Origin of the sequence: Streptomyces sp. NPDC059142 (assembly GCF_042755665.1) — a bacterium.
Lineage (GTDB): Bacteria > Actinomycetota > Actinomycetes > Streptomycetales > Streptomycetaceae > Streptomyces.
Genome location: NZ_JBHZDA010000113.1, coordinates 1 through 22,794 on the forward strand (window position 1 = coordinate 1; position 22,794 = coordinate 22,794).

25 protein-coding genes, 4 tRNA genes and 1 pseudogene are annotated in these 22,794 nt (G+C 71.3%); 22 read left to right on the top strand and 8 right to left on the bottom strand.

All coding sequences use genetic code 11. The features are described 5' to 3' along the window. A pseudogene (locus ACFXPK_RS28750) lies at window positions 1-307 on the bottom strand (hypothetical protein); the annotation flags it as partial. A 78-nt stretch (window positions 308-385) separates the two neighbouring features. On the opposite strand from ACFXPK_RS28750, the gene ACFXPK_RS28755 reads away from it, so the two are divergent. From ACFXPK_RS28755 to ACFXPK_RS28800, 10 genes are all read left to right on the top strand, one after another. Next, window positions 386-1,354: an NADH-quinone oxidoreductase subunit H gene (locus tag ACFXPK_RS28755; protein ID WP_385079991.1), complete on the top strand. Its 969-nt coding sequence runs from the start codon at window positions 386-388 to the stop codon at window positions 1,352-1,354. Between the two features lie 2 nt (window positions 1,355-1,356). Then, window positions 1,357-1,908, top strand: a complete 552-nt coding sequence (locus ACFXPK_RS28760; protein ID WP_385005418.1) for a NuoI/complex I 23 kDa subunit family protein — start codon at window positions 1,357-1,359, stop codon at window positions 1,906-1,908. Window positions 1,909-1,934: 26 nt separating this feature from the next. Further along, entirely contained in the window at window positions 1,935-2,498 is a 564-nt protein-coding gene (locus tag ACFXPK_RS28765; RefSeq protein WP_385080008.1) for an NADH-quinone oxidoreductase subunit J, read from the top strand. Continuing rightward, window positions 2,498-2,866, top strand: coding sequence for an NADH-quinone oxidoreductase subunit NuoK (gene nuoK / locus ACFXPK_RS28770; protein WP_385005420.1), 369 nt, complete (start codon window positions 2,498-2,500; stop codon window positions 2,864-2,866). The genes ACFXPK_RS28765 and nuoK overlap by 1 nt, the downstream gene beginning before the upstream one ends. Further along, entirely contained in the window at window positions 2,863-4,866 is a 2,004-nt protein-coding gene (locus ACFXPK_RS28775) for an NADH-quinone oxidoreductase subunit L (protein ID WP_385079993.1), read from the top strand. Before nuoK ends, ACFXPK_RS28775 begins: the two co-directional genes overlap by 4 nt. A 27-nt stretch (window positions 4,867-4,893) precedes the next feature. Beyond that, complete coding sequence (locus ACFXPK_RS28780; RefSeq protein ID WP_385080010.1) at window positions 4,894-6,522, top strand: NuoM family protein; 1,629 nt, start codon at window positions 4,894-4,896, stop codon at window positions 6,520-6,522. Then, window positions 6,519-8,108, top strand: a complete 1,590-nt coding sequence (locus tag ACFXPK_RS28785) for an NADH-quinone oxidoreductase subunit N (RefSeq protein WP_385079994.1) — start codon at window positions 6,519-6,521, stop codon at window positions 8,106-8,108. The genes ACFXPK_RS28780 and ACFXPK_RS28785 overlap by 4 nt, the downstream gene beginning before the upstream one ends. A 180-nt stretch (window positions 8,109-8,288) precedes the next feature. After that, window positions 8,289-9,152, top strand: coding sequence for a zinc metalloprotease HtpX (gene htpX / locus ACFXPK_RS28790; protein WP_385005426.1), 864 nt, complete (start codon window positions 8,289-8,291; stop codon window positions 9,150-9,152). After that, complete coding sequence (locus tag ACFXPK_RS28795) at window positions 9,149-9,541, top strand: YccF domain-containing protein (RefSeq protein WP_384919502.1); 393 nt, start codon at window positions 9,149-9,151, stop codon at window positions 9,539-9,541. The genes htpX and ACFXPK_RS28795 overlap by 4 nt, the downstream gene beginning before the upstream one ends. A 247-nt stretch (window positions 9,542-9,788) precedes the next feature. Continuing rightward, window positions 9,789-10,058: a GlsB/YeaQ/YmgE family stress response membrane protein gene (locus ACFXPK_RS28800; protein WP_385079996.1), complete on the top strand. Its 270-nt coding sequence runs from the start codon at window positions 9,789-9,791 to the stop codon at window positions 10,056-10,058. Window positions 10,059-10,111: 53 nt separating this feature from the next. Here the strand turns inward: ACFXPK_RS28800 and ACFXPK_RS28805 are convergent, their stop codons facing one another. The 3 genes from ACFXPK_RS28805 to ACFXPK_RS28815 form a co-directional block, all read right to left on the bottom strand. Beyond that, window positions 10,112-10,870: an alpha-ketoglutarate-dependent dioxygenase AlkB family protein gene (locus ACFXPK_RS28805; RefSeq protein WP_385079998.1), complete on the bottom strand. Its 759-nt coding sequence runs from the start codon at window positions 10,868-10,870 to the stop codon at window positions 10,112-10,114. Next, complete coding sequence (locus tag ACFXPK_RS28810; protein WP_385079999.1) at window positions 10,867-11,376, bottom strand: methylated-DNA--[protein]-cysteine S-methyltransferase; 510 nt, start codon at window positions 11,374-11,376, stop codon at window positions 10,867-10,869. Before ACFXPK_RS28810 ends, ACFXPK_RS28805 begins: the two co-directional genes overlap by 4 nt. Window positions 11,377-11,505: 129 nt before the next feature. Beyond that, on the bottom strand, window positions 11,506-11,994 hold the full coding sequence (locus ACFXPK_RS28815) for a YajQ family cyclic di-GMP-binding protein (protein WP_385004156.1): 489 nt from the start codon (window positions 11,992-11,994) through the stop codon (window positions 11,506-11,508). Window positions 11,995-12,237: 243 nt separating this feature from the next. On the opposite strand from ACFXPK_RS28815, the gene ACFXPK_RS28820 reads away from it, so the two are divergent. Beyond that, window positions 12,238-12,319, top strand: a tRNA-Tyr gene (locus tag ACFXPK_RS28820). Window positions 12,320-12,445: 126 nt separating this feature from the next. Here the strand turns inward: ACFXPK_RS28820 and ACFXPK_RS28825 are convergent. Together ACFXPK_RS28825 and ACFXPK_RS28830 are read right to left on the bottom strand one after the other, a co-directional pair. Next, window positions 12,446-13,105, bottom strand: a complete 660-nt coding sequence (locus tag ACFXPK_RS28825; protein ID WP_385080001.1) for an SDR family oxidoreductase — start codon at window positions 13,103-13,105, stop codon at window positions 12,446-12,448. Between the two features lie 67 nt (window positions 13,106-13,172). Next, window positions 13,173-14,444 (bottom strand): hydrolase, encoded by a 1,272-nt coding sequence (locus ACFXPK_RS28830; protein ID WP_385004160.1) that lies wholly within the window; start codon window positions 14,442-14,444, stop codon window positions 13,173-13,175. Window positions 14,445-14,716: 272 nt separating this feature from the next. Between ACFXPK_RS28830 and ACFXPK_RS28835 the strand changes: the two genes are divergently transcribed. The 6 genes from ACFXPK_RS28835 to ACFXPK_RS28860 all read left to right on the top strand — a co-directional run bounded on the left by ACFXPK_RS28835 (window position 14,717) and on the right by ACFXPK_RS28860 (window position 17,270). Next, a tRNA-Thr gene (locus ACFXPK_RS28835) sits at window positions 14,717-14,789 on the top strand. 47 nt (window positions 14,790-14,836) lie between these two features. After that, window positions 14,837-14,909, top strand: a tRNA-Met gene (locus tag ACFXPK_RS28840). A gap of 93 nt (window positions 14,910-15,002) precedes the next feature. Continuing rightward, on the top strand, window positions 15,003-15,167 hold the full coding sequence (gene rpmG, locus ACFXPK_RS28845) for a 50S ribosomal protein L33 (RefSeq protein ID WP_003956487.1): 165 nt from the start codon (window positions 15,003-15,005) through the stop codon (window positions 15,165-15,167). Between the two features lie 87 nt (window positions 15,168-15,254). Further along, on the top strand, window positions 15,255-15,707 hold the full coding sequence (locus tag ACFXPK_RS28850; RefSeq protein WP_385004162.1) for a MaoC family dehydratase N-terminal domain-containing protein: 453 nt from the start codon (window positions 15,255-15,257) through the stop codon (window positions 15,705-15,707). Window positions 15,708-15,712: 5 nt separating this feature from the next. Beyond that, on the top strand, window positions 15,713-16,141 hold the full coding sequence (locus ACFXPK_RS28855; protein ID WP_385004163.1) for a MaoC family dehydratase: 429 nt from the start codon (window positions 15,713-15,715) through the stop codon (window positions 16,139-16,141). A gap of 73 nt (window positions 16,142-16,214) precedes the next feature. Further along, complete coding sequence (locus tag ACFXPK_RS28860; RefSeq protein ID WP_385080004.1) at window positions 16,215-17,270, top strand: UDP-N-acetylmuramate dehydrogenase; 1,056 nt, start codon at window positions 16,215-16,217, stop codon at window positions 17,268-17,270. 25 nt (window positions 17,271-17,295) lie between these two features. Here ACFXPK_RS28860 and ACFXPK_RS28865 read toward each other — a convergent pair whose 3' ends face one another. Beyond that, window positions 17,296-18,327, bottom strand: coding sequence for an adenosine deaminase (locus tag ACFXPK_RS28865; protein ID WP_385004167.1), 1,032 nt, complete (start codon window positions 18,325-18,327; stop codon window positions 17,296-17,298). Between the two features lie 145 nt (window positions 18,328-18,472). After that, window positions 18,473-19,699 (bottom strand): pyridoxal phosphate-dependent aminotransferase, encoded by a 1,227-nt coding sequence (locus ACFXPK_RS28870; protein WP_385004169.1) that lies wholly within the window; start codon window positions 19,697-19,699, stop codon window positions 18,473-18,475. Window positions 19,700-19,904: 205 nt separating this feature from the next. On the opposite strand from ACFXPK_RS28870, the gene ACFXPK_RS28875 reads away from it, so the two are divergent. From ACFXPK_RS28875 to rplA, 5 genes are all read left to right on the top strand, one after another. Beyond that, window positions 19,905-19,977: transfer RNA gene (locus ACFXPK_RS28875), tRNA-Trp, on the top strand. A gap of 108 nt (window positions 19,978-20,085) precedes the next feature. After that, window positions 20,086-20,370 (top strand): preprotein translocase subunit SecE, encoded by a 285-nt coding sequence (gene secE / locus ACFXPK_RS28880; protein ID WP_329828543.1) that lies wholly within the window; start codon window positions 20,086-20,088, stop codon window positions 20,368-20,370. A 72-nt stretch (window positions 20,371-20,442) separates the two neighbouring features. Further along, window positions 20,443-21,324, top strand: a complete 882-nt coding sequence (gene nusG / locus ACFXPK_RS28885; protein WP_385004171.1) for a transcription termination/antitermination protein NusG — start codon at window positions 20,443-20,445, stop codon at window positions 21,322-21,324. A 166-nt stretch (window positions 21,325-21,490) separates the two neighbouring features. Further along, entirely contained in the window at window positions 21,491-21,925 is a 435-nt protein-coding gene (rplK, locus tag ACFXPK_RS28890; protein WP_023539372.1) for a 50S ribosomal protein L11, read from the top strand. Window positions 21,926-22,007: 82 nt separating this feature from the next. Beyond that, the gene (gene rplA, locus ACFXPK_RS28895; RefSeq protein WP_385080006.1) at window positions 22,008-22,730 is read left to right on the top strand and encodes a 50S ribosomal protein L1; all 723 of its coding nucleotides are present in this window, start codon (window positions 22,008-22,010) and stop codon (window positions 22,728-22,730) included. Window positions 22,731-22,794: the final 64 nt, after the last annotated feature.

A 22,794-nucleotide genomic window follows, 5' to 3' on the forward strand; every position in this document is an offset into this window, starting at 1 on the left:
CAGCCTCCGGGGCCCCGGCCTCCGGGGCCCCGGCCCGCCGGGCCCGCAGCGTCTCCGAGGGCTCGACCTCGCAGCGCCCGGAGCGGCCCGCCCAGGACGCCCCCTGGCGCCGCCCGGCCCCGGAGACCGCCCCCGGCGGCGAGCGCACCGAACCGGAGCCGACCGCCAGGCCCGAGCCGGAGCCGACCGCCAGGCCCGAACCCGCGCCGGAATCAAAATCCGCGCCGGAGGCGAAACCCGCGCCGGAATCAAAACCCGCGCCCGAGGCGAAACCCGCGCCCGAGGCCACACCCGGCCCCGAAGCCACACCCGAGCCCCGCCCCGAGAGCGAGCGTCCCGAGAGCGAGCGTCCCGAGGGCGACCGCCCCGCAACGGAAGGAGACGCGTGAACGACGTACTCGACGTCGCCCTCCGGCTGGTCATCGTCTTCGCCGTGTTCATGGTGGTCCCCCTGGTGGTCGGACAGGCCGAGCACAAGGTGATGGCCCATATGCAGGGCCGCCTCGGCCCCATGCACGCGGGCGGCTTCCACGGCTGGGCCCAGCTCGTCGCGGACGGGGTGAAGTTCGCGCAGAAGGAGGACGTCGTCCCGGCCGACGCCGACCGGCGGGTCTTCCAGCTCGCCCCGACCGTCTCCCTGCTCCCGTACCTCCTCGTCGTCCTCGTGATCCCGATCGGCCCCGGCGAGGGCGCGGTCGGTCAGGTCGTCGACGCGGGCATCTTCTTCGTGCTCGCCGTGATGGGCGTCGGCGTGCTCGGTTCGCTCATGGCGGGCTGGGCCTCGGCCAACAAGTTCTCCCTCCTGGGCGGCCTGCGCACCGCCGCGCAACTCCTCGCGTACGAACTGCCGATGCTGCTCGCCGCCGCCTCCGTCGCGATGGCCGCCGGCACCGTCTCCCTGCTCGGCATCCTCGACGCCTTCCAGTGGTGGTGGCTGCCCTGGCAGATCGTCGGCGCGCTGGTCTTCTTCACCGCGGGTCTCGCGGAACTCCAGCGGCCGCCCTTCGACATGCCGGTCGCCGACTCCGAGATCATCTTCGGCGCCTACACCGAGTACACCGGTCTGCGCTTCGCCCTGTTCCTGCTCGCCGAGTACGCGGGCATCGTCGTGCTGTGCGGCCTGACCACCGTCCTCTTCCTCGGCGGCTGGCACGGTCCGCTCGGCGCCGACGGTCTCGGCTGGGTCTGGACCCTCCTCAAGACCGCCGTCCTCGCCTTCGTGGTGATCTGGCTGCGGGTCAGCTATCCGCGGCTGCGCGAGGACCAGCTCCAGAAGCTCGCCTGGACCGTCCTCATCCCCCTCGCTCTCGCGCAGATCGCGCTCACCGGCATCGTGAAGGTGGCGATCAGCTAACCATGTCCCCGATCCCCGGATCCGGCCTGGCCAAGGGCCTCGCCGTCACCCTGCGGACGATGACGAAGAAGACCGTCACCGCGCAGTACCCCGAGACGCAGCCCGAACTCCCGCCCCGCTCCCGGGGCGTGATCGGTCTGTTCGAGGAGAACTGCACGGTCTGCATGCTCTGCGCCCGGGAGTGCCCCGACTGGTGCATCTACATCGACTCCCACAAGGAGACGGTCCCGGCGGCGGCCCCCGGTGGGCGCGAGCGCAGTCGTAACGTCCTCGACCGGTTCGCCATCGACTTCTCGCTCTGCATGTACTGCGGTATCTGTATCGAGGTCTGTCCTTTCGACGCGCTGTTCTGGTCACCGGAGTTCGAGTACGCGGAGACGGACATCCGCGAACTCACCCACGAGCGGGACAAGCTCCGCGAGTGGATGTGGACGGTGCCCGCGCCGCCCGCGCTCGACCCCGCCGCCGAGGAGCCGAAGGAGATCGGCGCGGCCCGCAAGGCCGTGGAGAAGCTCGCCGCGGCGGCCGAGCGGGAGCGGGAGGCGGGGGAGTGAGCCTCGCAGCGACCACGGCGGTGTCCGTGCTCTCAGCACCGGCGGCTCCGGCGGCCTCCGCGGCCACCGGACACGCCTTCCTGTCCCCGTCCGGCGTCGAGATCGCCTTCGTTCTCGTCGGTCTGCTCACCCTCGGCGCGGCGCTGATCACCGTCACCACCAGGCAGCTCGTGCACGCCGCCCTCTGGCTGGTCGTCGCGCTCGGCGGTCTGGCCGTGGAGTACCTCCTGCTGACGGCGGAGTTCATCGCCTGGGTGCAGGTCCTGATCTATCTCGGTTCCGTGGTGGTCCTCCTCCTCTTCGGTCTGATGCTCACGAAGGCGCCCATCGGCCGCTCCCCGGACGCCGATTCGGGCAACCGCCCGCTCGCGCTCGCGGTGGCCGGCGTCGCCGCCGTCTGCCTGGTCTGGGTCGTCGTCGACGCGTTCCGTACGACCTGGATCGACCTGAGCGGCCCGGCCCAGGGCTCCACCGAGGCCACGGGAGCGTTCCTGTTCCGGAACTGGGTGCTGCCCTTCGAGGCGCTCTCCGTGCTCCTGCTGGCCGCCCTCGTCGGCGCGATCGTCCTGTCCCGCAAGGAGCAGCGCTGATGCATCTCGCCTATCCCGCCGTGCTCGCGGCCCTCCTGTTCTGTGTCGGTCTGTACGGGGTGCTCGCGCGCCGCAACGCGATCCTCGTCCTGATGTCGGTCGAGCTGATGCTCAACGCCGTCAACCTCAACCTGGTCGCCTTCGACGTGTGGCTCCGCGACGCCCTCCACACCGGGCAGGCGCTCACCCTCTTCGTCATCGCCATCGCCGCCGCGGAGATCGGCATCGGCCTGGCCATCGTGCTGATGGTGTACCGCAACCGCGGCTCCTCGGACATCGACCGGCTCCGTGACACCGCCGAGGGCCCCGAAGGGACCGGCACCCCCGCGCAGCAGGCACCGACGCAGAAGACTGAGGCCACCGCGTGACCACCACGACCCTCGCCGTCCTCGTCCCCGTCCTGCCGTTCCTGGGCGCCGTCTTCGGGCTGCTGTTCGGCCGCACCGCCCCCGGGTTCGTCCGCCCCCTCGCCATCCTGCCGACGCTGGCCGCCGCCGCCCTCGCGGTGACCGTGGCCGTACGCCAGGGCGGTGGCGCGGGGAGCGGGAAGGCGCCGCTGGACGCCGCGACCCAGCTCACCCCCACCGGCTCGGTCCCCATCGACCTCGCCCTGTACATCGACGGCTTCGCGGCCCTGGTCGCCGTCCTCGTCTGCGTCGTCGCGTCGTGCGTGCAGATCTACTCGACGGGCTATCTGCGCGGTGACGCGCGCTACCCCTCGTACGCCGCCCTGGTCTCGCTCTTCACCTCCGCGATGCTGCTCGTCGTCTACTCGGGCGACCTGATGGTGCTGCTGGTCGGCTGGGAGATCATGGGCATCTGCTCGTACTTCCTCGTCGGCCACTACTGGGAGACGCCCGAGGCGCGCGCCGCCTCCCTCAAGGCGTTCCTGGTCACCAAACTCGGCGACGTGCCCTTCCTGATCGGGCTGTTCGCGCTCGCCGCCGACGCCGGTACGTTCCGCATCACCGGCGTCCTGGGGACGGTCGCCGAGGGCGGTCTCGACCACCCCACGCTCGTCGCGCTGCTGCTGCTCGCCGGAGTCGCGGGCAAGTCCGCCCAGTTCCCCCTGCACACCTGGCTGCCCGACGCGATGGCGGGCCCCACGCCCGTCTCCGCGCTGATCCACGCCGCCACGATGGTCGCGGCCGGCATCTACTTCATCGCCCGGCTCCTCCCGGTCTTCGCCGCCTCGGAGGCGGCGCTGGTCGTGCTGGCCGTGATGGCCGCGGTCACCATGGTCGGCTCGGCGCTCGCCGCCCTCGCCCAGGACGACATCAAGCGGGTTCTCGCCTACTCGACCATCGGTCAGCTCGGCTACATGTCGGGCGCCCTGGCCGTGGGCGACCGGAGCGCGGCCGTCTTCCACCTCATCTCGCACGGCGCGTTCAAGGCCCTCCTCTTCCTCGGCGCCGGTGTCGTCATCCACGCCGCCGGCACCAACTCGCTGGCCACCATGTCCCGGATGCGCGGACTGCCCCGGCGCATCCCCGACGCGTACTGGACGATGACCGTCGCCCTGCTCGCGCTCGCCGCGATCCCTCCCTTCGCCGGCTTCTTCTCCAAGGAATCCGTCCTGGTCGCCGCCGAGCACGCCGCCCTCGACGAGTCCGCCGCCCCCGGCGCCGCGGGCTGGACGGTGCTGTGCGCCGGACTCCTCACCGCCCTTCTCACCGCCGCGTACGCCACCCGCCTCTGGCTGCTCGCCTTCCGCGGCCACGGCGCCGAGGCGCCCGACCACGGCAGGCAGCCCCTCTCCATGAGCGCCGTCCTGTGGCTGCTGGCCCTTCCCTCCCTCGGATTCGGCCTGACCGTCGGATATCTCGCCGAGTGGTTCGACGGCCACAGCCTCGCCCCGAACCTCACCACCTCCGTCCTGGGCACCGGCGCGGGACTCGTCGGCGGCCTCGTCACCTACGGCTGCTGGCGCCACACCACGGCGCTCGCCGCCCGTACCCCGATGGGCGCCGTCACCGCCCACCCGCACACCGAGCCCGCGCTCACCGAGGCGGAAGCCATCGAGACGCACACCGCCACCTACGGCTCGATCTCGGCGGCCGACGACCCCGCGGACCCCGGACGGCTGCTGCTCGGCCCGCTCCACCGCCACGCGGCCTCCGGCTTCCACCTCGACGCCGTCTACCACCGCCTGTTCGTCCGCCCCGTGCTGGCCGCCGCCGAACTGGTCCGCTTCCTGGACCGCGAGGTCGTCGACGCCTACGTACGCGGCGCGGGCACCGGCACCCGCTGGCTGGGCGCCGCCGTACGCCGTGCCCAGACCGGCAATGTGCAGACCTACCTCAGCGCCCTGCTGGCCGGCTCCGTCGTCCTGGCGATCGCCGCCGTACTCGTCGCCGCCGGAGCGTGAGCCGTGATCGATATCAGTGAGTCCGTGATGCAGTTCCTTCTCGCGTTGATCATCGTCGGGCCGCTCGTCGGCGCCGTCGCGGCCCTGCTCCCCGCCCCGCCGGGGCTCCGCGGCAGCAGCCCGGACCAGGCCGTCCTGCGCCACGGCGTGACCGTGACCGGCGCGATCCTCATCGCCGCGATCGTCCTCGCGCTCGGCTTCGACCACGACCAGCCGTCGAGGATGCAGGCCACCACGGACATCAGCTGGATCCCGGCACTGGACGTGCGGATCCACCTCGGCGTCGACGGCATCTCACTCCCCCTTCTGGTCCTGACCGCGCTGCTGACCTTCCTCTGCGCGCTCTACAGCTACTTCAAGATGCCCCAGGGCCCCTCGCCCAAGGCATTCGTCGCCCTGCTGCTCGTGCTCGAATCCGGCACGCTGGCGACCTTCGCCGTCCTCGATCTGATCCTGTTCTTCCTGGCCTTCGAGATGGTGCTGATCCCGATGTACTTCCTGATCGCCCGCTGGGGCGGCTCGGAAGGCGTCACCGGCGGCCGGCAGGCCGCCGCCGTCAAATTCATCCTCTACACACTGCTCGGGTCCGTCGTCATGCTGCTCGGCCTGCTCCTCGTCGGAGTCAAGGCCGGCACTTTCGACATGGTGGCACTCGCCACTGACAACGGCTCAGGTCTCACCACGTCCGTGCAGGTCACCGCCGTTCTGGCGATCGGTCTCGGGCTCGCGGTGAAGACCCCGATGTGGCCCCTGCACAGCTGGCTGCCGGACGCCCACACCGCCGCGCCGACCGTCGGCTCCGTCCTCCTCGCCGGCGTCCTGCTCAAGATGGGAACGTACGGATTCGTCCGGATCGTCCTGCCCATCGCCCCCGAGGGGATGCGGGTCTTCGCCCCGTACCTCGCCGCCTTCGCCGTCGTCGGCATCATCTACGGCTCCCTCGCCTGCCTCGCCCTCGCCCGGAGCGGCGCGGGCGGCGACCTCAAACGGCTGATCGCCTACTCCTCCGTCGGCCATATGGGCTTCGTCCTGCTCGGCATCGCGACGATGACCCCCACCGGCGTGAACGGCGCGCTCTTCGCCAACATCGCCCACGGCCTCATCACCGGCCTGCTGTTCTTCCTGGTCGGAGCCCTCAAGGACCGGTACGGCACCGCCGACCTCGACACCCTGGCCGGAGCGACCGGCGCCGCGCTGTACGGCCGCGCCCCCCGCCTCGGCGGACTGCTCGCCTTCGCCGCGGTCGCCTCGCTCGGACTCCCCGGGCTCGCCGGATTCTGGGGCGAGATGCTCGCGCTGTTCGGCGCGTTCGACCCGGCGGAAGGGCTGAGCCGCCCCGCCTTCCTCACCTTCATGGCCGTCGCCGCGTTCGGCACCCTGCTCACCGCCGCGTACCTGCTCGTCGTCGTACGCCGCGTCTGCATGGGCGCGCCGTCCCACGAGCCGGAGGCCACCACGGGATCCGGCGGGGCCGGGGGAGCGGAGACCGCGCGGGGAACCACCGGCGCGCCCCCCTTCGCCGACGTACAGACCTACGAGATCGCCGCCTGGACCCCGCTCGTCGCCCTGACCGTCCTCGCCGGTCTCTGGCCCGCGGTCCTCCTCGGCCTCACCGACCCCGCCGTGCAGAAGCTCCTCGCAGGAGGCAAGTCGTGACCGTGGCCGCCGAGAGTGCCGGCGCCGCCGCCGGCCTCGTCCAGTCCGTCGACTGGCTCGCGATCGCGCCCCCCACCCTCGCGGCGGTGGTCGCCCTGATCATCCTGGTCGCGGACCTCTTCGTACCCGAACACCGCAAGCCGCTCCTCGGCGGCCTCGCGATCGCCGGTCTCGTCGCCGCGCTCGCCACCCTCCTGCCGCTGCGCCACGGCGACCGCACCACGTTCTGCCTCACCACCGCACCGGACGTGTGCAGTTACACCGCCGACCACTTCGCGCTGGTCATCCAGCTCCTGGTGCTCGGCGGGGCGCTGCTCACCGCGCTGCTCTCCTTCCACGACACGCGCAAGCTCCCCGCGGGCGAGTTCTGGTTCCTGCTGCTCGCCTCGGCGGCCGGCGCGGCGCTGCTGCCCGCCGCCCGCGACCTCGCCACCCTCGTCGTCGCCCTCGAAGTGGCGTCGCTCCCCGCCTTCGCCCTGGTCGGGCTCCGGCGCGGCGACCGGCTCTCCTCCGAGGCGGCGCTGAAGTTCTTCCTCTCCTCGGTCACCGCGACCGCCGTCATGCTGCTCGGCGTCAGCTTCGTGTACGCGGCCACCGGCACCCTGCACCTCACCGAGATCGCGGCCGGGCTGGACGACGTCCCCGGACAGCTCGCCACCCTCGCCGAGGCGGGCGTCGCCCTCACCCTCGTCGGCTTCGCCTTCAAGACGGCCGCGGCGCCCTTCCACTTCTGGGTGCCCGACACCTATGTGGGCGCGCCGCTGCCCATCGCCGCCTATCTGTCCGTGGTGGGCAAGGCCGTCGGCTTCTCCGGCCTCATCCTGGTGACCGTCGTCGCGTTCCCCTCGTACCACGCCGTCTGGGGGCCGGCCCTCGCCGTCCTCGCCGCGTTGACGATGACGGTCGGCAATGTGGCCGCGCTCCGGCAGTCCGCCACGCGCGCGGGCAGCGCCGTACGGCTGCTGGCCTGGTCGTCCGTGGCCCAGGCCGGCTACCTCCTGGTACCGATCGCCGCCGCGGCGTACGGCGGGGGAGGCGACGGGAGCGACGGCCGGGGAGGCGGTACGGACCGGATCGGGGCCACCGTCGCGTACGCCCTGATGTACGCCGTCGTCAACCTCGGCGCGTTCGCCGTCGTCGCGCTCGTGGCCCGTACGAAGCCGCTGAACCGCATCTCCGACCACCAGGGCCTCTACGCCCGCCGGCCGCTCGCCGCGCTCGCCATGGGCTTCTTCCTGCTCTGCCTGGCCGGACTGCCGCCGGGCATCATCGGCCTGTTCGCCAAGGTCACCGTCTTCTCCACGGCGGTCGACGCCGGGCTCGGCTGGCTGGCGGTCGTCATGGCCCTCAACGTGGTCGTGGCGCTCGTCTACTACCTCAAGTGGACCGCCGTCCTCTTCCGCTCCCCGGAGGAGCCGCGAGAAGCCGCCGACGCCCCCGCCGTGACGGCCACCGGCGCCGGAACGGCGGCCCTCGCCCCGGCGCCCGCCCTCGCCGTGGCCATCGCGCTCACCGCCGTCGCGGGCATCGCCCTCTCGGGCGCACCGCAACTGGTGCTGCGCTTCGCGGGCACCGGCCTCTTCTGAGCCCACGCCCGCCACCACCCGGACGGAGCACGCCACCACCCGGACGCCGTACGCCCCGTCCGGGTGGGCCGGGGAACCCGGACCGCCCGCCTCGCGTTGACCTGTACGGAAGGGTCCACTGGAGAGTGGAGCAGCACCAGGCAAAAGGGTTCCCCTGCCGCATGACTTGGAGGGCGTACCGTGCACCGCCGGCACAACGGGCTCAGGACCGCCGTACTCCTCGGGGGGCTGTCCGCACTCATCATCGCGATCGGCAGTTTCTTCGGCAGTACGGGTCTGATCGTCGCGCTCGTCGTGGCGGTCGGCACCAACGCGTACGCGTACTGGAACAGCGACAAGCTGGCTCTACGCGCGATGCGCGCACGCCCCGTCAGCGAATTCGAGGCGCCGCAGCTCTACCGCATCGTCCGTGAGCTGTCGACGGCCGCGCGCCAGCCCATGCCGCGCCTGTACATCTCACCCACCCAGGCGCCCAACGCGTTCGCCACCGGCCGCAACCCGCGCAACGCGGCCGTCTGCTGCACGGACGGCATCCTCCAGATCCTGGACGAGCGGGAGCTGCGCGGGGTCCTCGGCCACGAGCTGAGCCATGTCTACAACCGCGACATCCTGATCTCGTCCGTCGCCGGGGCCCTCGCCTCCGTGGTGATGTTCCTGGTGAACTTCGCCTGGCTCATCCCCGTGGGCCGCTCGGACGACGACGACGGCCCTGGCCTCTTCGGCATGCTCCTGATCATGATCCTGGGGCCGCTGGCGGCCTCCGTCATCCAGCTCGCGGTGAGCCGTTCACGCGAGTACGAGGCCGACGCGTCCGGCGCCCAGCTCACGGGCGACCCGCTCGCCCTGGCGAGTGCGTTGCGTAAGCTGGAATCGGGAACCAAACAGCTTCCGCTGCCCGCGGAGCCGCGCATCGAGACAGCCAGCCACATGATGATCGCCAACCCCTTCCGCCCAGGCCAGGGATTCTCGAAACTGTTCTCCACGCACCCGCCGATGGCGGAACGCATCGCCCGACTAGAACAGATGGCAGGTCCTCGGACATGAAGACAATCCTGAACATTATCTGGCTCGTCCTGAGCGGGTTCTGGCTCTTCCTCGGGTACATGCTGGCGGGCGTCCTGCTGTGCATCACCATCATCGGGATCCCCTTCGGCGTGGCCGCCTTCCGGATCGGCGTCTACGCCCTGTGGCCCTTCGGCTACACGGCGGTCGACCGCCATGACGCGGGCGCGCCCTCGTGCGTCGGCAACGTCCTGTGGCTGGTCCTCGCGGGCTGGTGGCTCGCCCTCGGCCATATCGTCACCGGCATCGCCCAGTGCGTCACGATCATCGGCATCCCCCTGGGCCTGGCCAACTTCAAGCTGATCCCGCTCTCCCTGATGCCGCTCGGCAAGGAGATCGTCTCCACGGACCAGCCCTTCACCGCCCGCTGAGGGCGCCGTCACCGACCCCCGTCGCCCGGCCCGCCGCCCGGCAGCCGCCCCCTCGCGGGGGCTGTTACGGAATGCGGACGTATGCCTCAGGCGATGCGGGGTAGTTGATCACTCAGCTTCAGCAGCCCGGCCCCCCCGCGGCGCCCCCGGGGGGGGGGGGCTGCCGGGCACCCTCATCACCATCGCAACCACGGCCCGCCTCTGCGGCGTCATTGAGGGCGATACCGCAAGAAAGGCAGGTTCAGGCATGGGTGTCATCAGCTGGATCATTCTCGGACTGCTCGCCGGCGCCGCCGCCAAGATTCTGCTGCCCGGCCGGGACCCCGGCGGGCTCATCGGCACGACCCTCATCGGGATCGCCGGAGCCTTCATCGGGGGCTGGATCTCGGCGACCTGGCTCGACCGGCCGATCAACAACGACTTCTACGACGGGGCCACCTGGATCGCCGCCATAGGCGGCGCGCTGGTCCTGCTCATCGTGTACCGGCTGCTCTTCGGCCACTCACGGTCCCGCTGACGCGACACCGACGGGCGCCGGGCGTTCTCGGACGCCCGGCGCCCGGTGCTCCCTCAGGCCCCCGGGCGCCCCGAAGGGTCCGTCAGACCCGTCTCGCGCAGGGTGATGTTGAGCCGCCCGCCGCCCATCCCCGTCTCCGGACCGGCCGTTCCCGGATACACCTTGGGCACCCCGTGATAGGCGAAGCGGGACTCGCCTCCGAAGACGAAGAGGTCACCGGAGGCGAGCCGCACATCCGTGTAAGGGCGGCCCCGGCTCTCCGGGTTGCCGAACCGGAAGACGCAACTGTCGCCGATGCTCAGGGAGACCACCGGCGCCGCGGACCTCTCGTCCTTGTCCTGGTGCAGCCCCATCCGCGCGTCGCCGTCGTAGAAGTTGACCAGCGCCGTGTCCGGCGCGTACGCCGTGGCGGCGGCCTGATCGCCGTACGCCTCGGCGAGCGCCGCGCGCCCCAACTCGGCGAGCCAGCCGGGGAACTCCGCCACCCGCGCGCCGTTCACATCGCCCGCGCTCCGTGTGTACCGGTACGGCTGCCAGTGCCAGCCGACACACACCGTCTGCACGGACATCACGCCACCGCTCGGCAGCACCGTGTGCCGGATCGGCACCGGACCCCGCGCCCACTCCCGGCAGACCGCCACCAGCTCCCGCTGCCGTTCCGCCGGCAGCCAGTCCGGGACGTGCACCGCCCCGGGCGCGACGACGGTACGCGTCCGCCGCGCCGCGAGCGGCTCCGGGAACAGCGCGTCGCCGCCTCCCGCCGCGTCGCCGCCTCCCGCCGTGCCGGGGTCTCCCGCAGCGCCGCCGCTCATGGCGTCAGCGCGCCCTCCAGGCCGAGGAGCCGCTCCTTGCGCTCCAGTCCGGCCGCGTACCCCCGCAGCGCCCCGTCCGCGCCGATCACCCGGTGACACGGCCGTACGACGAGCAGCGGATTGCGCCCGATCGCCGTCCCCACGGCCCGCACCCCCGCGCCGGAGGCGCCCACCCGCTCCGCGATCTGTCCGTACGTCACCGTCGCGCCGTACGGAACGGCGTCCACCGCCGACCAGACCCGGCGCTGGAACTCCGTACCGCCCACGGTGTATTCGAGGTCGAAGCCCGTCGACGCTCCGTCGAAGTACGCGCCGAGCTGCGACACGACCCCGGTGAACGCCTCGGGCGCGCGGACCCATTCGTCCTGGACGACCGCGGCGCCCTTCTGGTCCGGCAGGGAGAGCGAGGCGAGCGCCACACCGCCCGGCGCCGTGGCGGATTCCACACCGGCCAGGAGTACGTCGCCCAACGGGCTGCCGACCGTGGTGTACAAGGTGACTGTCATCACTCTCTCCTCTCCGCGCGGTGCGTCCGACGACCGCTCACCGACGAGTCTGCGCCCCCGGAACCCGTCGGACCGGCGGAATTCGGACACCGCACCCCTGCTCCGGGCGCGGTCCCCGAACCGCCGTCCTCAGCGGTAGTTGACGAACTGGAGCGCGAAGTCGAAGTCGTGCCCCTTCAGCAGTGCGATCACGGTCTGGAGGTCGTCACGGCTCTTCGAGCTGACCCGCAGCTCGTCGCCCTGCACCTGCGCCTTGACGCCCTTGGGGCCCTCGTCGCGGATGAGCTTCGCGACCTTCTTGGCGTTGTCCTGGGAGATGCCCTCCTCGATGGACGCGAAGATCTTGTACTCCTTGCCGGACAATTGCGGCTCGCCGGCGTCCAGCGCCTTCAGCGAGATGCCGCGCTTGATCAGCTTGGACTGGAAGACGTCGAGGATCGCGCTGACCCGCTCCTCGGAGTTCGCCTGCATCAGGATCTTCTCGCCGGACCAGTCGATCGAGGCCCCCACGTTCTTGAAGTCGTAGCGCTGCGAGATCTCCTTCGCGGCCTGGTTGAGGGCGTTGTCGATCTCCTGCCGCTCGACCTTCGAGACGATGTCGAAACTGGAGTCGGCCATGTCCTGTGGCTCCTTGTATCGGTCGGTCTGCCTGAATGGGTGCTGTCGTGCTGCCGGTTGTCGCCGGGCGCGGTCGAGGCGCTGCCGACGCCGTCACCGTCGCCGTAAAGCCTAGTCACCCGGGACCGCCCCGAGCGCGGAACAATCCGGTGGCGGAGCACCCCTCGGGATCGGGTATCGTTTACGTCGTTGCCAAGGAGCACCGCCCCGAAAAGGGCAGCTCGGACGGCAGCGACATCCCATGGCGGTGTGCCCGAGTGGCCAATGGGAGCGGACTGTAAATCCGCCGGCTTAGCCTTCCCAGGTTCGAATCCTGGCGCCGCCACGCGATCGAGATGGCCCCTTCCGTACGGAAACGTACGGAAGGGGCCATTCGCGTGGAGGGACCCGGTACGCGGGACGCCGACGCCGGAGGCCCGCGCGGCGGGCCCCGTACGCCACGTCCCGTGGATCAGCCGCCGTCGGCCGCCGCCTTCACCGCGTCCGCCACCGGGACCGCGCCGCCGATCAGCTCCAGCGTCAGACCCGCCGTCCCCGGCGTCTCCAGCAGGGCCGCCAGCACCGCCGCCACGTCGTCGCGCGCCACCGGACCCCGCCCCGTCGACGCCGCCAGCGTCACCAGGCCCGTCCCCGCGTCGTCCGTCAGCGCCCCCGGCCGCAGGATCGTCCAGTCCAGCCCGGACCTCGACCGTACGGAGACGTCCGCCGCGCCCTTCGCGCGCTGGTACGCGTCGAAGACCTCGTCACCCCGGTGGTCCGGGTCCGCGCCCATCGACGAGACGACCACATGGCGGCGGACGCCCGCGCGCTCCGCCGCGTCCGCGAAGAGCACCGCCGCGCCCAGGTCCACCGTCTCCTTGCGGGCCGTCCCGCTGCCGCCGCCCGCGCCCGCGGCGAACACCGCCGCGTCCGCGCCCGCCAGCACCTCGGCCACCTCCTCGACGGAGGCCGACTCCAGGTCCAGGACGACCGGTTCGGCGCCCGCGGCCCGCAGCTCCTCCGCCTGACCGGGGTTGCGGATGATGCCCGCCACCCCGTGTCCGCGCGCGGCGAGCAGACGCTCCAGCCGCAGCGCGATCTGACCATGTCCTCCGGCAATCACGATTCGCATGGTCACGACCGTACGTCCCGGCGCCGCCACCCGCCGCACGGCCACGCCCCGCCCGTACGCCTCCCGCTCACGGACCCGCGCCCGGACGCCCCTGGCGCGGCAGCTCCGGCCCGCCCGACTCCGCCGAGTCGCAGTACTCCCGCACCGCGCTCGTCCGCGCCACCACCCGCCCCCGGTGGATCACGATCCTGCTGTACGCGAGCGAGAGCACCCCCTCGATCCGCTCCCCGCGCACCGCCAGCAGCTCCGCGGGGAAGCCCGCCTCCACCCGCACCTCCGGCAGCCCCATCGCCGCCCGCGCCGCCCCGCTCACCGCGCCGTACGCGTCCGCCGCCCGCACCCCGCCCTGCGAGGCCAGCAGATACGCCGCCTCCAGCGGATCCCCGCGCCCCACCGGGTTCGACAGGTCCCGCAGCGCCCCGCCGCCCGCCGCGAGCCGTACACCGGCCGCCCGCAGCAGCCGGACGGGCGCCACCCCGCGCACCCCGCCCGCCCGCTCCGTACCGCGCCGCTCCACACCCCCGCAGCCGCCCTGCGGCAGGCAGACCACCGTCACCCCGGCCGCCGCCAACTGGTCCGCCGCCCGCCCCGCGACCTCGGCGGGCAGCGCGGCCAGCCCCGCGCACGGCCCGAGCGTCACCCCGGCCGGCACCCCGCCCGCCAGCGCCGCGAGCCGCGCCAGCCGGGCCGGCTCCGCGCCCTCCGTGTGCAGGTCGACGGGGCAGCCGTGCTCCGCCGCGACTTCCAGCACCGTCTCCACGTACCCGGTCGGGTCGGGGTCGAGGTCCGGGCAGCCGCCGACCACGCCCGCGCCCATCGTCACCGCGTCGCGCAGCATCGCGAGCCCGTCGGCGCCCGCGAGCCCGGTCAGCAGCCGGGGCACGGCCACCGCGGTCAGATCCGCGAGCCCGCGCAGCGAGCGCCGCGCCCGGAGCACCGCCGCGAGCCGCCCCAGCTCCTGGGCGTCCCCGATCCGTACGTGGGAGCGCAGCGCGGTCGCGCCGTGTCCGAGCTGGAGGAGCGCGGCCTCGGTGGCGCGCCGCTGCACGTCCTCGGCGGTGTACGGGGCGGGGCCGCGGGCGGTGCGGTCGGCGGTGAGCGCGGTGTCGCTGTGGGCGTGCGGCTCGGCGGGGGCGGGCAGCAGCAGATAGCCGCCGAGGTCCACCCGAGCGGCGCCGGTGCCCTGCGGGAGGCTGCCCGGGGTGCCCACGGCCTCGATCCGGCCCCCGCCGATCCGTACGTCGACGGTGCGGCCGTCGACGAGCCGGGCGCCGCAGAGCACGAGCGCGGAGGTGTCGGCCATGGCCCCGTCGGGCGGGCGCGGCTGGCTGTCGGGCATCGGGCTCCTGGGGGAGAGGGTCCGCGCGCGCCTGCAAGATCACGGAGCGCGGAGCCGAGCCTAGGGGCGCCCCGGCCGGGGTTCGCGGAGGAGCGGAATAGTCGTACCGGCGAGCCCACGGGTGGCCGGTACGACCGGTGCCGGAACCGTGCCGCGACCGCGGGGGAGCGGGGCCGCAAGTGGCGTGCGACACGGGCCGGGACACCTGGGGCGACGGGCCACGAAACGGATTTGGGCGATCGGCGGGCGACCGTGTAATGTCTTCATCGCTCGCCCCAATAGCTCAGTCGGTAGAGCGTCTCCATGGTAAGGAGAAGGTCTACGGTTCGATTCCGTATTGGGGCTCAGATGTTCGGTGATCCTCGCCTTCGGGCGAGGAGATCCAGCATCGAAGCGGTGTAGCTCAGTCGGTAGAGCAAGCGGCTCATAATCGCTGTGTCACCGGTTCAAGTCCGGTCACCGCTACACAAAAGTAGCCGATTGTGGGGTCGGTCCTTCGATCGGCTACTCTTTTATGCGTTCATCCTTTCATCCGTTGTCCGTCCAAGGAGCACTCACGTGGCTGCCACCGACGTCCGCCCGAAGATCACGCTGGCCTGCGTGGAGTGCAAGGAGCGGAACTACATCACCAAGAAGAACCGGCGTAACAACCCGGACCGTCTTGAGATGAAGAAGCACTGCCCGCGCTGCAACTCGCACACCGCGCACCGCGAAACGCGCTGAATCAGGCTCGTACGCGAGGCCGTCCCCGGTTGGGGACGGCCTCGCGTCGTTTGTAGTGGTCATCTACATCAGGGAGGGAGCGAGTCAGTGGCGCTCGATCAGTCCTTCGTGGGGCGGAGCTATCCGCCCACCGCGCCGTACGAGGTCGGCCGGGAGAAGATCCGTGAGTTCGCCGAGGCGGTGGGCGACCCCAATCCGGCGTACACCGACCCGGAGGCCGCCAAGGCGCTCGGGCACACCGATCTGATCGCCCCGCCGACCTTCGTGTTCGCCATCACGTTCAAGGCGGCCGGTGAGGTCGTCGCCGATCCGCAGCTCGGTCTGGACTACAGCCGGGTCGTCCACGGCGACCAGAAGTTCGCCTACACCCGCCCCGTGCGCGCGGGGGACCGGCTCAGCGTCACCTCCACCATCGAGGCGATCAAGTCCCTCGCAGGGAACGACATCATCGACGTGCGCGGCGAGGTGCACGACGAGGCCGGCGAGCATGTGGTGACCGCGTGGACCAAGCTGGTGGCGCGCGCCGCCGAGGGGGCGTGAGAGCGATGACCGCGAAGATCGGTTACGACGACGTCGAGGTCGGTACGGAGCTGCCGGCGCGGAGCTTCCCCGTCACCCGGGCCACGCTGGTGCGGTACGCGGGCGCCTCCGGGGACTTCAACCCGATCCACTGGAACGAGAAGTTCGCCAAGGAGGTCGGCCTCCCCGACGTCATCGCCCACGGCATGTTCACCATGGCCGAGGCGATCCGCGTGGTGACCGACTGGGCCGGCGACCCGGGAGCGGTCGTCGAGTACGGCGTCCGCTTCACCAAGCCCGTCGTCGTCCCCAACGACGAGACCGGCGCCCTGGTCGAGGTCAGCGCGAAGGTCGCGGCGAAGCTGGAGGACGGCCGGGTCCGCGTGGACCTGACCGCGATGAGCGCGGGGCAGAAGGTGCTGGGCATGGCCCGCGCCGTCGTCCGGCTCGGCTGACCTACGCACCGGCGGCCCGCGGGCCGCCGGTAAGGGGCGCTCGCAATGGACGGGCGCCCCTTACGCTTGTGCCGTGCACGTACTCCACGACGCTCCTCTCGCCCCTCTGACCACCTTCCGCCTCGGCGGCCCCGCCGCCCGGCTCATCACGGCCGTCACCGACGACGAGGTGATCGCCGCCGTACGGGAGGCCGACGACGCGGGCACCCCGCTGCTGGTCATCGGCGGCGGCAGCAACCTGGTCATCGGCGACCGGGGCTTCGACGGGACCGCCCTGCGCATCGCGACCCAGGGCTTCGCGCTCGACGGTACGGCGCTGGAGCTGGCCGCCGGCGAGGTGTGGACCGACGCCGTCGCCCGGACCGTCGAGGCGGGCCTCGCGGGCGTCGAGTGCCTGGCCGGCATCCCCGGCTCGGCCGGCGCCACCCCGATCCAGAACGTCGGGGCGTACGGCCAGGAGGTCTCCACGACCATCACCGAGGTCGTCGCCTACGACCGCACCACCCGCGAGGCCGTCACGCTCACCGGCGCGGAGTGCGGCTTCTCGTACCGCCACAGCCGCTTCAAGCAGCACCCCGAGCGCTGGGTGGTGCTGCGCGTCCGCTTCGGTCTGGAGGACGCCGGCGGGCTCTCCGCCCCGCTCAAGTACGCCGAGACCGCCCGCGCCCTCGGCGTCGAGCCCGGCGACCGGGTTCCCGCCGCCACCGCCCGGGACACCGTCCTCAAGCTGCGGGCGGGCAAGGGCATGGTGCTCGACCCGGAGGACCACGACACCTGGTCCGCGGGGTCGTTCTTCACCAACCCGATCCTCACCGACGCCCAGTACGCGGAGTTCACCGCGCGCGTCAAGGACCGTCTCGGCGACGACGTGACACCGCCCGGCTTCCCGGAGGGGGAGGGGCGGACGAAGACCTCCGCGGCGTGGCTCATCGACCGGGCCGGTTTCACCAAGGGGTACGGCGCGGGCCCGGCCAGGATCTCCACCAAGCACACCCTCGCGCTCACCAACCGGGGCGCCGCGCGCACCGAGGACCTGCTCGCCCTCGCGCGCGAGGTCGTCGCCGGGGTGTACGACGCCTTCGGGATCACCCTGGTCAACGAGCCGGTGACGGTGGGCGTCAGCCTCTGAGGTCCGCGCGGCCTCCGCGGAGCCCTCAGGCGGCCAGCCAGGAGTCGATCCCGGACAGCAGCTTCTCCCGTACCCCGCCCGGCGCCGCCGAGCCCCGTACCGACTGCCGGGCCAGCTCGGCCAGTTCCGTGTCGCTGAAGTTCTGGTGGGTCCGCGCCAGTTCGTACTGCGCCGCCAGCCGGGAGCCGAAGAGCAGCGGGTCGTCGGCGCCCAGCGCCATCGGCACCCCGGCGTCGAACAGCGTGCGCAGGGGGACGTCCTCGGGCTTCTCGTAGACGCCCAGCGCGACGTTCGACGCCGGGCAGACCTCGCAGGTCACCCCGCGCTCCGCGAGCCTGCGCAGCAGCCGGGGGTCCTCCGCGGCGCGCACGCCGTGGCCGATGCGGGAGGCGCTCAGATCGTCCAGGCAGTCGCGTACGGACGAGGGCCCGGTCAGCTCGCCGCCGTGCGGCGCGGCCAGCAGCCCGCCGTCCCTGGCGATCGCGAAGGCCCGGTCGAAGTCCCTGGCCATGCCGCGCCGCTCGTCGTTGGAGAGCCCGAAGCCGACGACGCCCCGGTCCGCGTAGCGCACCGCGAGCCGCGCCAGGGTCCTGGCCTCCAGCGGGTGCTTCATCCGGTTCGCGGCGACCAGCACCCGCATCCCGAGCCCGGTCTCCCTGGACGCGGTGTCCACCGCGTCCAGGATGATCTCCAGCGCCGGGATCAGTCCGCCGAGGTGCGGGGCGTACGAGGTGGGGTCGACCTGGATCTCCAGCCATCCCGAGCCGTCCCGCACATCCTCCTCGGCGGCCTCGCGCACCAGCCGCTGGATGTCCTCGGGCGCCCGCAGACACGACCGGGCGATGTCGTACAGCCGCTGGAAGCGGAACCAGCCGCGTTCGTCGGTGGCGCGCAGCTTCGGCGGTTCGCCGCCGGTCAACGCGTCGGGGAGGTGGACGCCGTACTTGTCGGCGAGTTCGAGCAGCGTCGACGGGCGCATCGAACCGGTGAAGTGCAGATGCAGATGAGCCTTGGGCAGCAGGCTGAGGTCCCTGGGGCGGGGGGTGGTGCTCTCCATCCATAGATCCTGCCGTACGGAAAGAGCCACCGGCAGCCACTTTCCCCGATCGAGATCTTGTCCGAACGCAGATCCGGAACGGGGAACGGGCCCCAGGCCGGTGGCCGGGGACCCGTTCGATCGCTGGTGGGAGCGGGTGGAGGCGTCAGTCCTTGGCCTCGGCCAGCAGCTTCTGGAGGCGCCCGATGCCCTCGGCGAGATCCTCGTCACCGAGCGCGTAGGACAGCCGCAGATACCCGGGCGTGCCGAACGCCTCGCCCGGCACGACCGCGACCTCGGCCTCGTCCAGGATCAGCGCGGCCAGCTCGACGGAGGTTGCCGGGCGGGTGCCGCGGATCTCCTTGCCGAGCAGGGCCTTCACCGACGGGTAGACGTAGAAGGCGCCCTCGGGCTCGGGGCAGACCACGCCGTCGATCTCGTTGAGCATCCGGACGATCGTCCTGCGGCGCCGGTCGAAGGCGGTCCGCATCTCGGCGACCGCCTCCAGGTCGCCGGAGACGGCGGCGAGGGCGGCGGCCTGCGCGACGTTGGAGACGTTGGACGTGGCGTGCGACTGGAGGTTGGTCGCGGCCTTGACGACGTCCTTGGGGCCGACGACCCAGCCGACGCGCCAGCCCGTCATGGCGTACGTCTTGGCCACACCGTTGACGACGATGCACTTGTCGCGCAGCTCGGGCACGACGGCGGGCAGCGAGGTGAAGGCGGCGTCGCCGTAGACGAGGTGCTCGTAGATCTCGTCCGTCAGCACCCACAGACCGTGCTCGACGGCCCAGCGGCCGATGGCCTCGGTGTCGGCCGCGCTGTAGACGGCGCCCGTCGGGTTGGACGGGGAGACGAAGAGCACGACCTTCGTACGCTCCGTGCGGGCGGCCTCCAACTGCTCGACGGAGACGCGGTAGCCCGTGGTCTCGTCGGCCACGACCTCTACCGGGACACCGCCGGCCAGCCGGATCGACTCGGGGTAGGTCGTCCAGTACGGGGCCGGGACGATGACCTCGTCGCCCGGGTCCAGGACGGCTGCGAACGCCTCGTAGATCGCCTGCTTGCCGCCGTTGGTCACGAGGACCTGGGACGCTTCGATCTCGTAACCGGAGTCACGCAGCGTCTTCGCGACGATGGCGGCCTTCAGCTCGGGGAGTCCGCCGGCCGGCGTGTAGCGGTGGAACCTGGGGTCGCGGCAGGCCTCGACCGCGGCGTCCACGATGTAGCCGGGCGTCGGGAAGTCGGGCTCGCCGGCACCGAAGCCGATCACCGGACGCCCGGCGGCCTTCAGGGCCTTGGCCTTGGCGTCCACGGCGAGGGTCGCGGACTCGGAGATCGCGCCGATGCGGGCGGAGACCCGGCGCTCGGTGGGAGGGGTTGCAGGGCTCATGGGGCCCATGGTCCCAGACCGGAAACCTCCGCGGCACACAGGTTTCGCCCGGCGGTTCCCCGGACGCCCCGTGGGGCTCCGGGGGAAGCTGTTCGACGCAGGGCCCATGACCACGTACACTCACTGACCGTTGGCCTTCAGCTCCGAAGCCGCACCGGGCACTCCGTGCATCCGGTCGGATGCGGTAGGTTGAGGGAGAACGCAAAGGGTCGTAGCTCAATTGGTAGAGCACTGGTCTCCAAAACCAGCGGTTGGGGGTTCAAGTCCCTCCGGCCCTGCTTCACACATCTTCGCCAGGATGTGTGCGCATGTACGTACATTCAATGCATCGCCGTGCGGCTCCCCCGGGCGCGGCACGGTCACGACCCGGAATCAGGTGAGAGAGAGTGGCGGATGCCGTGGGCTCCATCGACAAGCCTGATGCCGACGATGAGTCCGCCGAGTCGAAGAAGCCCCGCAAGGGCGGAAAGCGCGGCAAGAAGGGCCCTCTGGGCCGTCTCGCCCTCTTCTACCGACAGATCGTCGCCGAGCTGCGCAAGGTCGTCTGGCCGACTCGTAACCAGCTGACGACGTACACCACCGTGGTGATTGTCTTCGTGGTCGTCATGATCGGTCTGGTGACCGTGATTGACTATGGCTTCCAGCAAGCAATCAAGTACGTCTTCGGCTGATCCCGCGAAGGGCGCCCGGTGCGGCGCCCCTTTCGCGTGTTCCACCCATTGAGCCAGGAAGAAGCAGCCACCGTGTCTGACCCGAAACTGAACGACGCCAGCGAGTCGGTGGAGTCCCGAAAGGACCAGACCGACATCGTCGAGGCGGCGGACGCTGTCGAGCCAGACCAGGCCGAAGCCGCTGACGTCGCCGCCGGCGAGCCGGCCGAAGAGGCCGCGCTGCACGTCGAGGACGAGACCGAAGCGACCGCCGACGACTCCGCTGAAGCCGACGCGGACGACGAGGCTGCCGACGACGAGGCCGAGGACGGGACGGAAGCCGCCGCCGAGGCGCCGGTGGACCCGGTCGCCGCCCTGCGTGACGAACTCCGCGGGCTGCCCGGCGAGTGGTACGTGATCCACACCTACGCGGGCTACGAGAAGCGCGTGAAGGCCAACCTGGAGCAGCGCGCCGTCTCGCTCAACGTCGAGGAATTCATCTACCAGGCTGAAGTCCCCGAGGAAGAGATCGTCCAGATCAAGAACGGCGAGCGCAAGAACGTCCGCCAGAACAAGCTTCCCGGGTACGTTCTCGTCCGCATGGACCTGACGAACGAGTCCTGGGGCGTCGTCCGCAACACCCCCGGTGTCACCGGCTTCGTGGGCAACGCCTACGACCCGTACCCGCTGACCCTGGACGAGATCGTCAAGATGCTCGCCCCGGAGGCCGAGGAGAAGGCCGCCCGCGAGGCGGCGGAGGCCGAGGGCAAGCCGGCGCCGTCGCGCAAGGTCGAGGTCCAGGTGCTGGACTTCGAGGTCGGCGACTCGGTCACCGTCACCGACGGCCCCTTCGCCACCCTCCAGGCGACCATCAACGAGATCAACGCGGACTCGAAGAAGGTCAAGGGCCTCGTGGAGATCTTCGGTCGCGAGACCCCGGTCGAGCTGAGCTTCGACCAGATCCAGAAGAACTGATCCTTCTTCCGGAACACGCACTTCCGACAGGTCAGACAGGGGTTCACGCCTGTCTGACCTGTCGGTTTTTGGCCGTACGGCTATACCCGTTATCGTTGTGCGGTATGCCTCCATCCGGATGACCGGACGGCGGGCTGAAAACTCTCAAATGGACCCGGAGAGAGCAATGCCTCCCAAGAAGAAGAAGGTCACGGGGCTCATCAAGCTCCAGATCAGTGCCGGCGCGGCCAACCCGGCTCCGCCGGTCGGCCCCGCGCTGGGCCAGCACGGCGTCAACATCATGGAGTTCTGCAAGGCCTACAACGCCGCGACCGAGTCGCAGCGTGGCATGGTCGTGCCGGTGGAGATCACGGTCTACGAGGACCGCTCCTTCACCTTCATCACCAAGACTCCGCCGGCCGCCAAGCTGATCCTCAAGGCCGCTGGTGTGGACAAGGGCTCCGGCGAGCCGCACGTCAAGAAGGTCGCGAAGCTCACCCGCGACCAGGTGCGCGACATCGCCACGACCAAGATGCCCGACCTGAACGCCAACGACCTGGACGCCGCCGAGAAGATCATCGCCGGCACCGCCCGCTCCATGGGCATCACGGTCGAGGGCTGACCCAGCAGGGCACACCCCAGTGGGAGGGCCGAGCGCGGCCCGCACCACGAACTCCACACCTGAAGAAACACCAGGAGAAGAAGTGAAGCGCAGCAAGGCTCTCCGCGGCGCGGACGCGAAGATCGACCGGGAGCGTACGTACGCCCCGCTCGAAGCCGTCCGTCTCGCCAAGGACACCACCACCACCAAGTTCGACGGCACCGTCGAGGTGGCCATGCGTCTGGGCGTCGACCCGCGCAAGGCCGACCAGATGGTCCGTGGCACCGTGAACCTTCCGCACGGCACCGGCAAGACCGCCCGGGTCCTGGTCTTCGCGACCGGTGACCGTGCCGAGGCCGCGCGTGCCGCGGGCGCCGACATCGTCGGCGCCGACGAACTGATCGACGAGGTCTCGAAGGGCCGTCTGGACTTCGACGCCGTCGTCGCCACCCCGGACCTCATGGGCAAGGTCGGCCGCCTCGGCCGCGTCCTCGGCCCGCGTGGTCTGATGCCGAACCCGAAGACCGGCACCGTCACCCCCGATGTCACCAAGGCTGTGAACGACATCAAGGGCGGCAAGATCGAGTTCCGCGTCGACAAGCACTCGAACCTGCACTTCATCATCGGCAAGGTCTCCTTCGACGAGACGAAGCTGGTCGAGAACTACGCCGCGGCGCTGGAGGAGATCCTCCGTCTCAAGCCGTCCGCCGCGAAGGGCCGCTACATCAAGAAGGCCACGCTGGCCACCACGATGGGCCCCGGCGTTCCGCTGGACGCCAACCGCACCCGCAACCTCCTCGTCGAGGAGGACCCGGCCGCCGTCTGATCCTGACGGCAGCCGCGGGTCGCACCGCACGTGACGAAAGCCGGGCCCCGCACCTCTCCGGAGG

Coding starts and splice junctions, on each gene's coding strand:
- ACFXPK_RS28865 (WP_385004167.1), bottom strand. CDS start 18,327: ATGGAGAGCACCACCCCCCGCCCCAGGGACCTCAGCCTGCTGCCCAAG.
- ACFXPK_RS28760 (WP_385005418.1), top strand. CDS start 1,357: ATGTCCCCGATCCCCGGATCCGGCCTGGCCAAGGGCCTCGCCGTCACC.
- ACFXPK_RS28810 (WP_385079999.1), bottom strand. CDS start 11,376: ATGACAGTCACCTTGTACACCACGGTCGGCAGCCCGTTGGGCGACGTA.
- rplK (WP_023539372.1), top strand. CDS start 21,491: ATGCCTCCCAAGAAGAAGAAGGTCACGGGGCTCATCAAGCTCCAGATC.
- ACFXPK_RS28815 (WP_385004156.1), bottom strand. CDS start 11,994: ATGGCCGACTCCAGTTTCGACATCGTCTCGAAGGTCGAGCGGCAGGAG.
- nuoK (WP_385005420.1), top strand. CDS start 2,498: ATGCATCTCGCCTATCCCGCCGTGCTCGCGGCCCTCCTGTTCTGTGTC.
- ACFXPK_RS28780 (WP_385080010.1), top strand. CDS start 4,894: ATGCAGTTCCTTCTCGCGTTGATCATCGTCGGGCCGCTCGTCGGCGCC.
- ACFXPK_RS28805 (WP_385079998.1), bottom strand. CDS start 10,870: ATGAGCGGCGGCGCTGCGGGAGACCCCGGCACGGCGGGAGGCGGCGAC.
- ACFXPK_RS28855 (WP_385004163.1), top strand. CDS start 15,713: ATGACCGCGAAGATCGGTTACGACGACGTCGAGGTCGGTACGGAGCTG.
- ACFXPK_RS28825 (WP_385080001.1), bottom strand. CDS start 13,105: ATGCGAATCGTGATTGCCGGAGGACATGGTCAGATCGCGCTGCGGCTG.
- ACFXPK_RS28800 (WP_385079996.1), top strand. CDS start 9,789: ATGGGTGTCATCAGCTGGATCATTCTCGGACTGCTCGCCGGCGCCGCC.
- ACFXPK_RS28870 (WP_385004169.1), bottom strand. CDS start 19,699: ATGAGCCCTGCAACCCCTCCCACCGAGCGCCGGGTCTCCGCCCGCATC.
- ACFXPK_RS28830 (WP_385004160.1), bottom strand. CDS start 14,444: ATGCCCGACAGCCAGCCGCGCCCGCCCGACGGGGCCATGGCCGACACC.
- ACFXPK_RS28795 (WP_384919502.1), top strand. CDS start 9,149: ATGAAGACAATCCTGAACATTATCTGGCTCGTCCTGAGCGGGTTCTGG.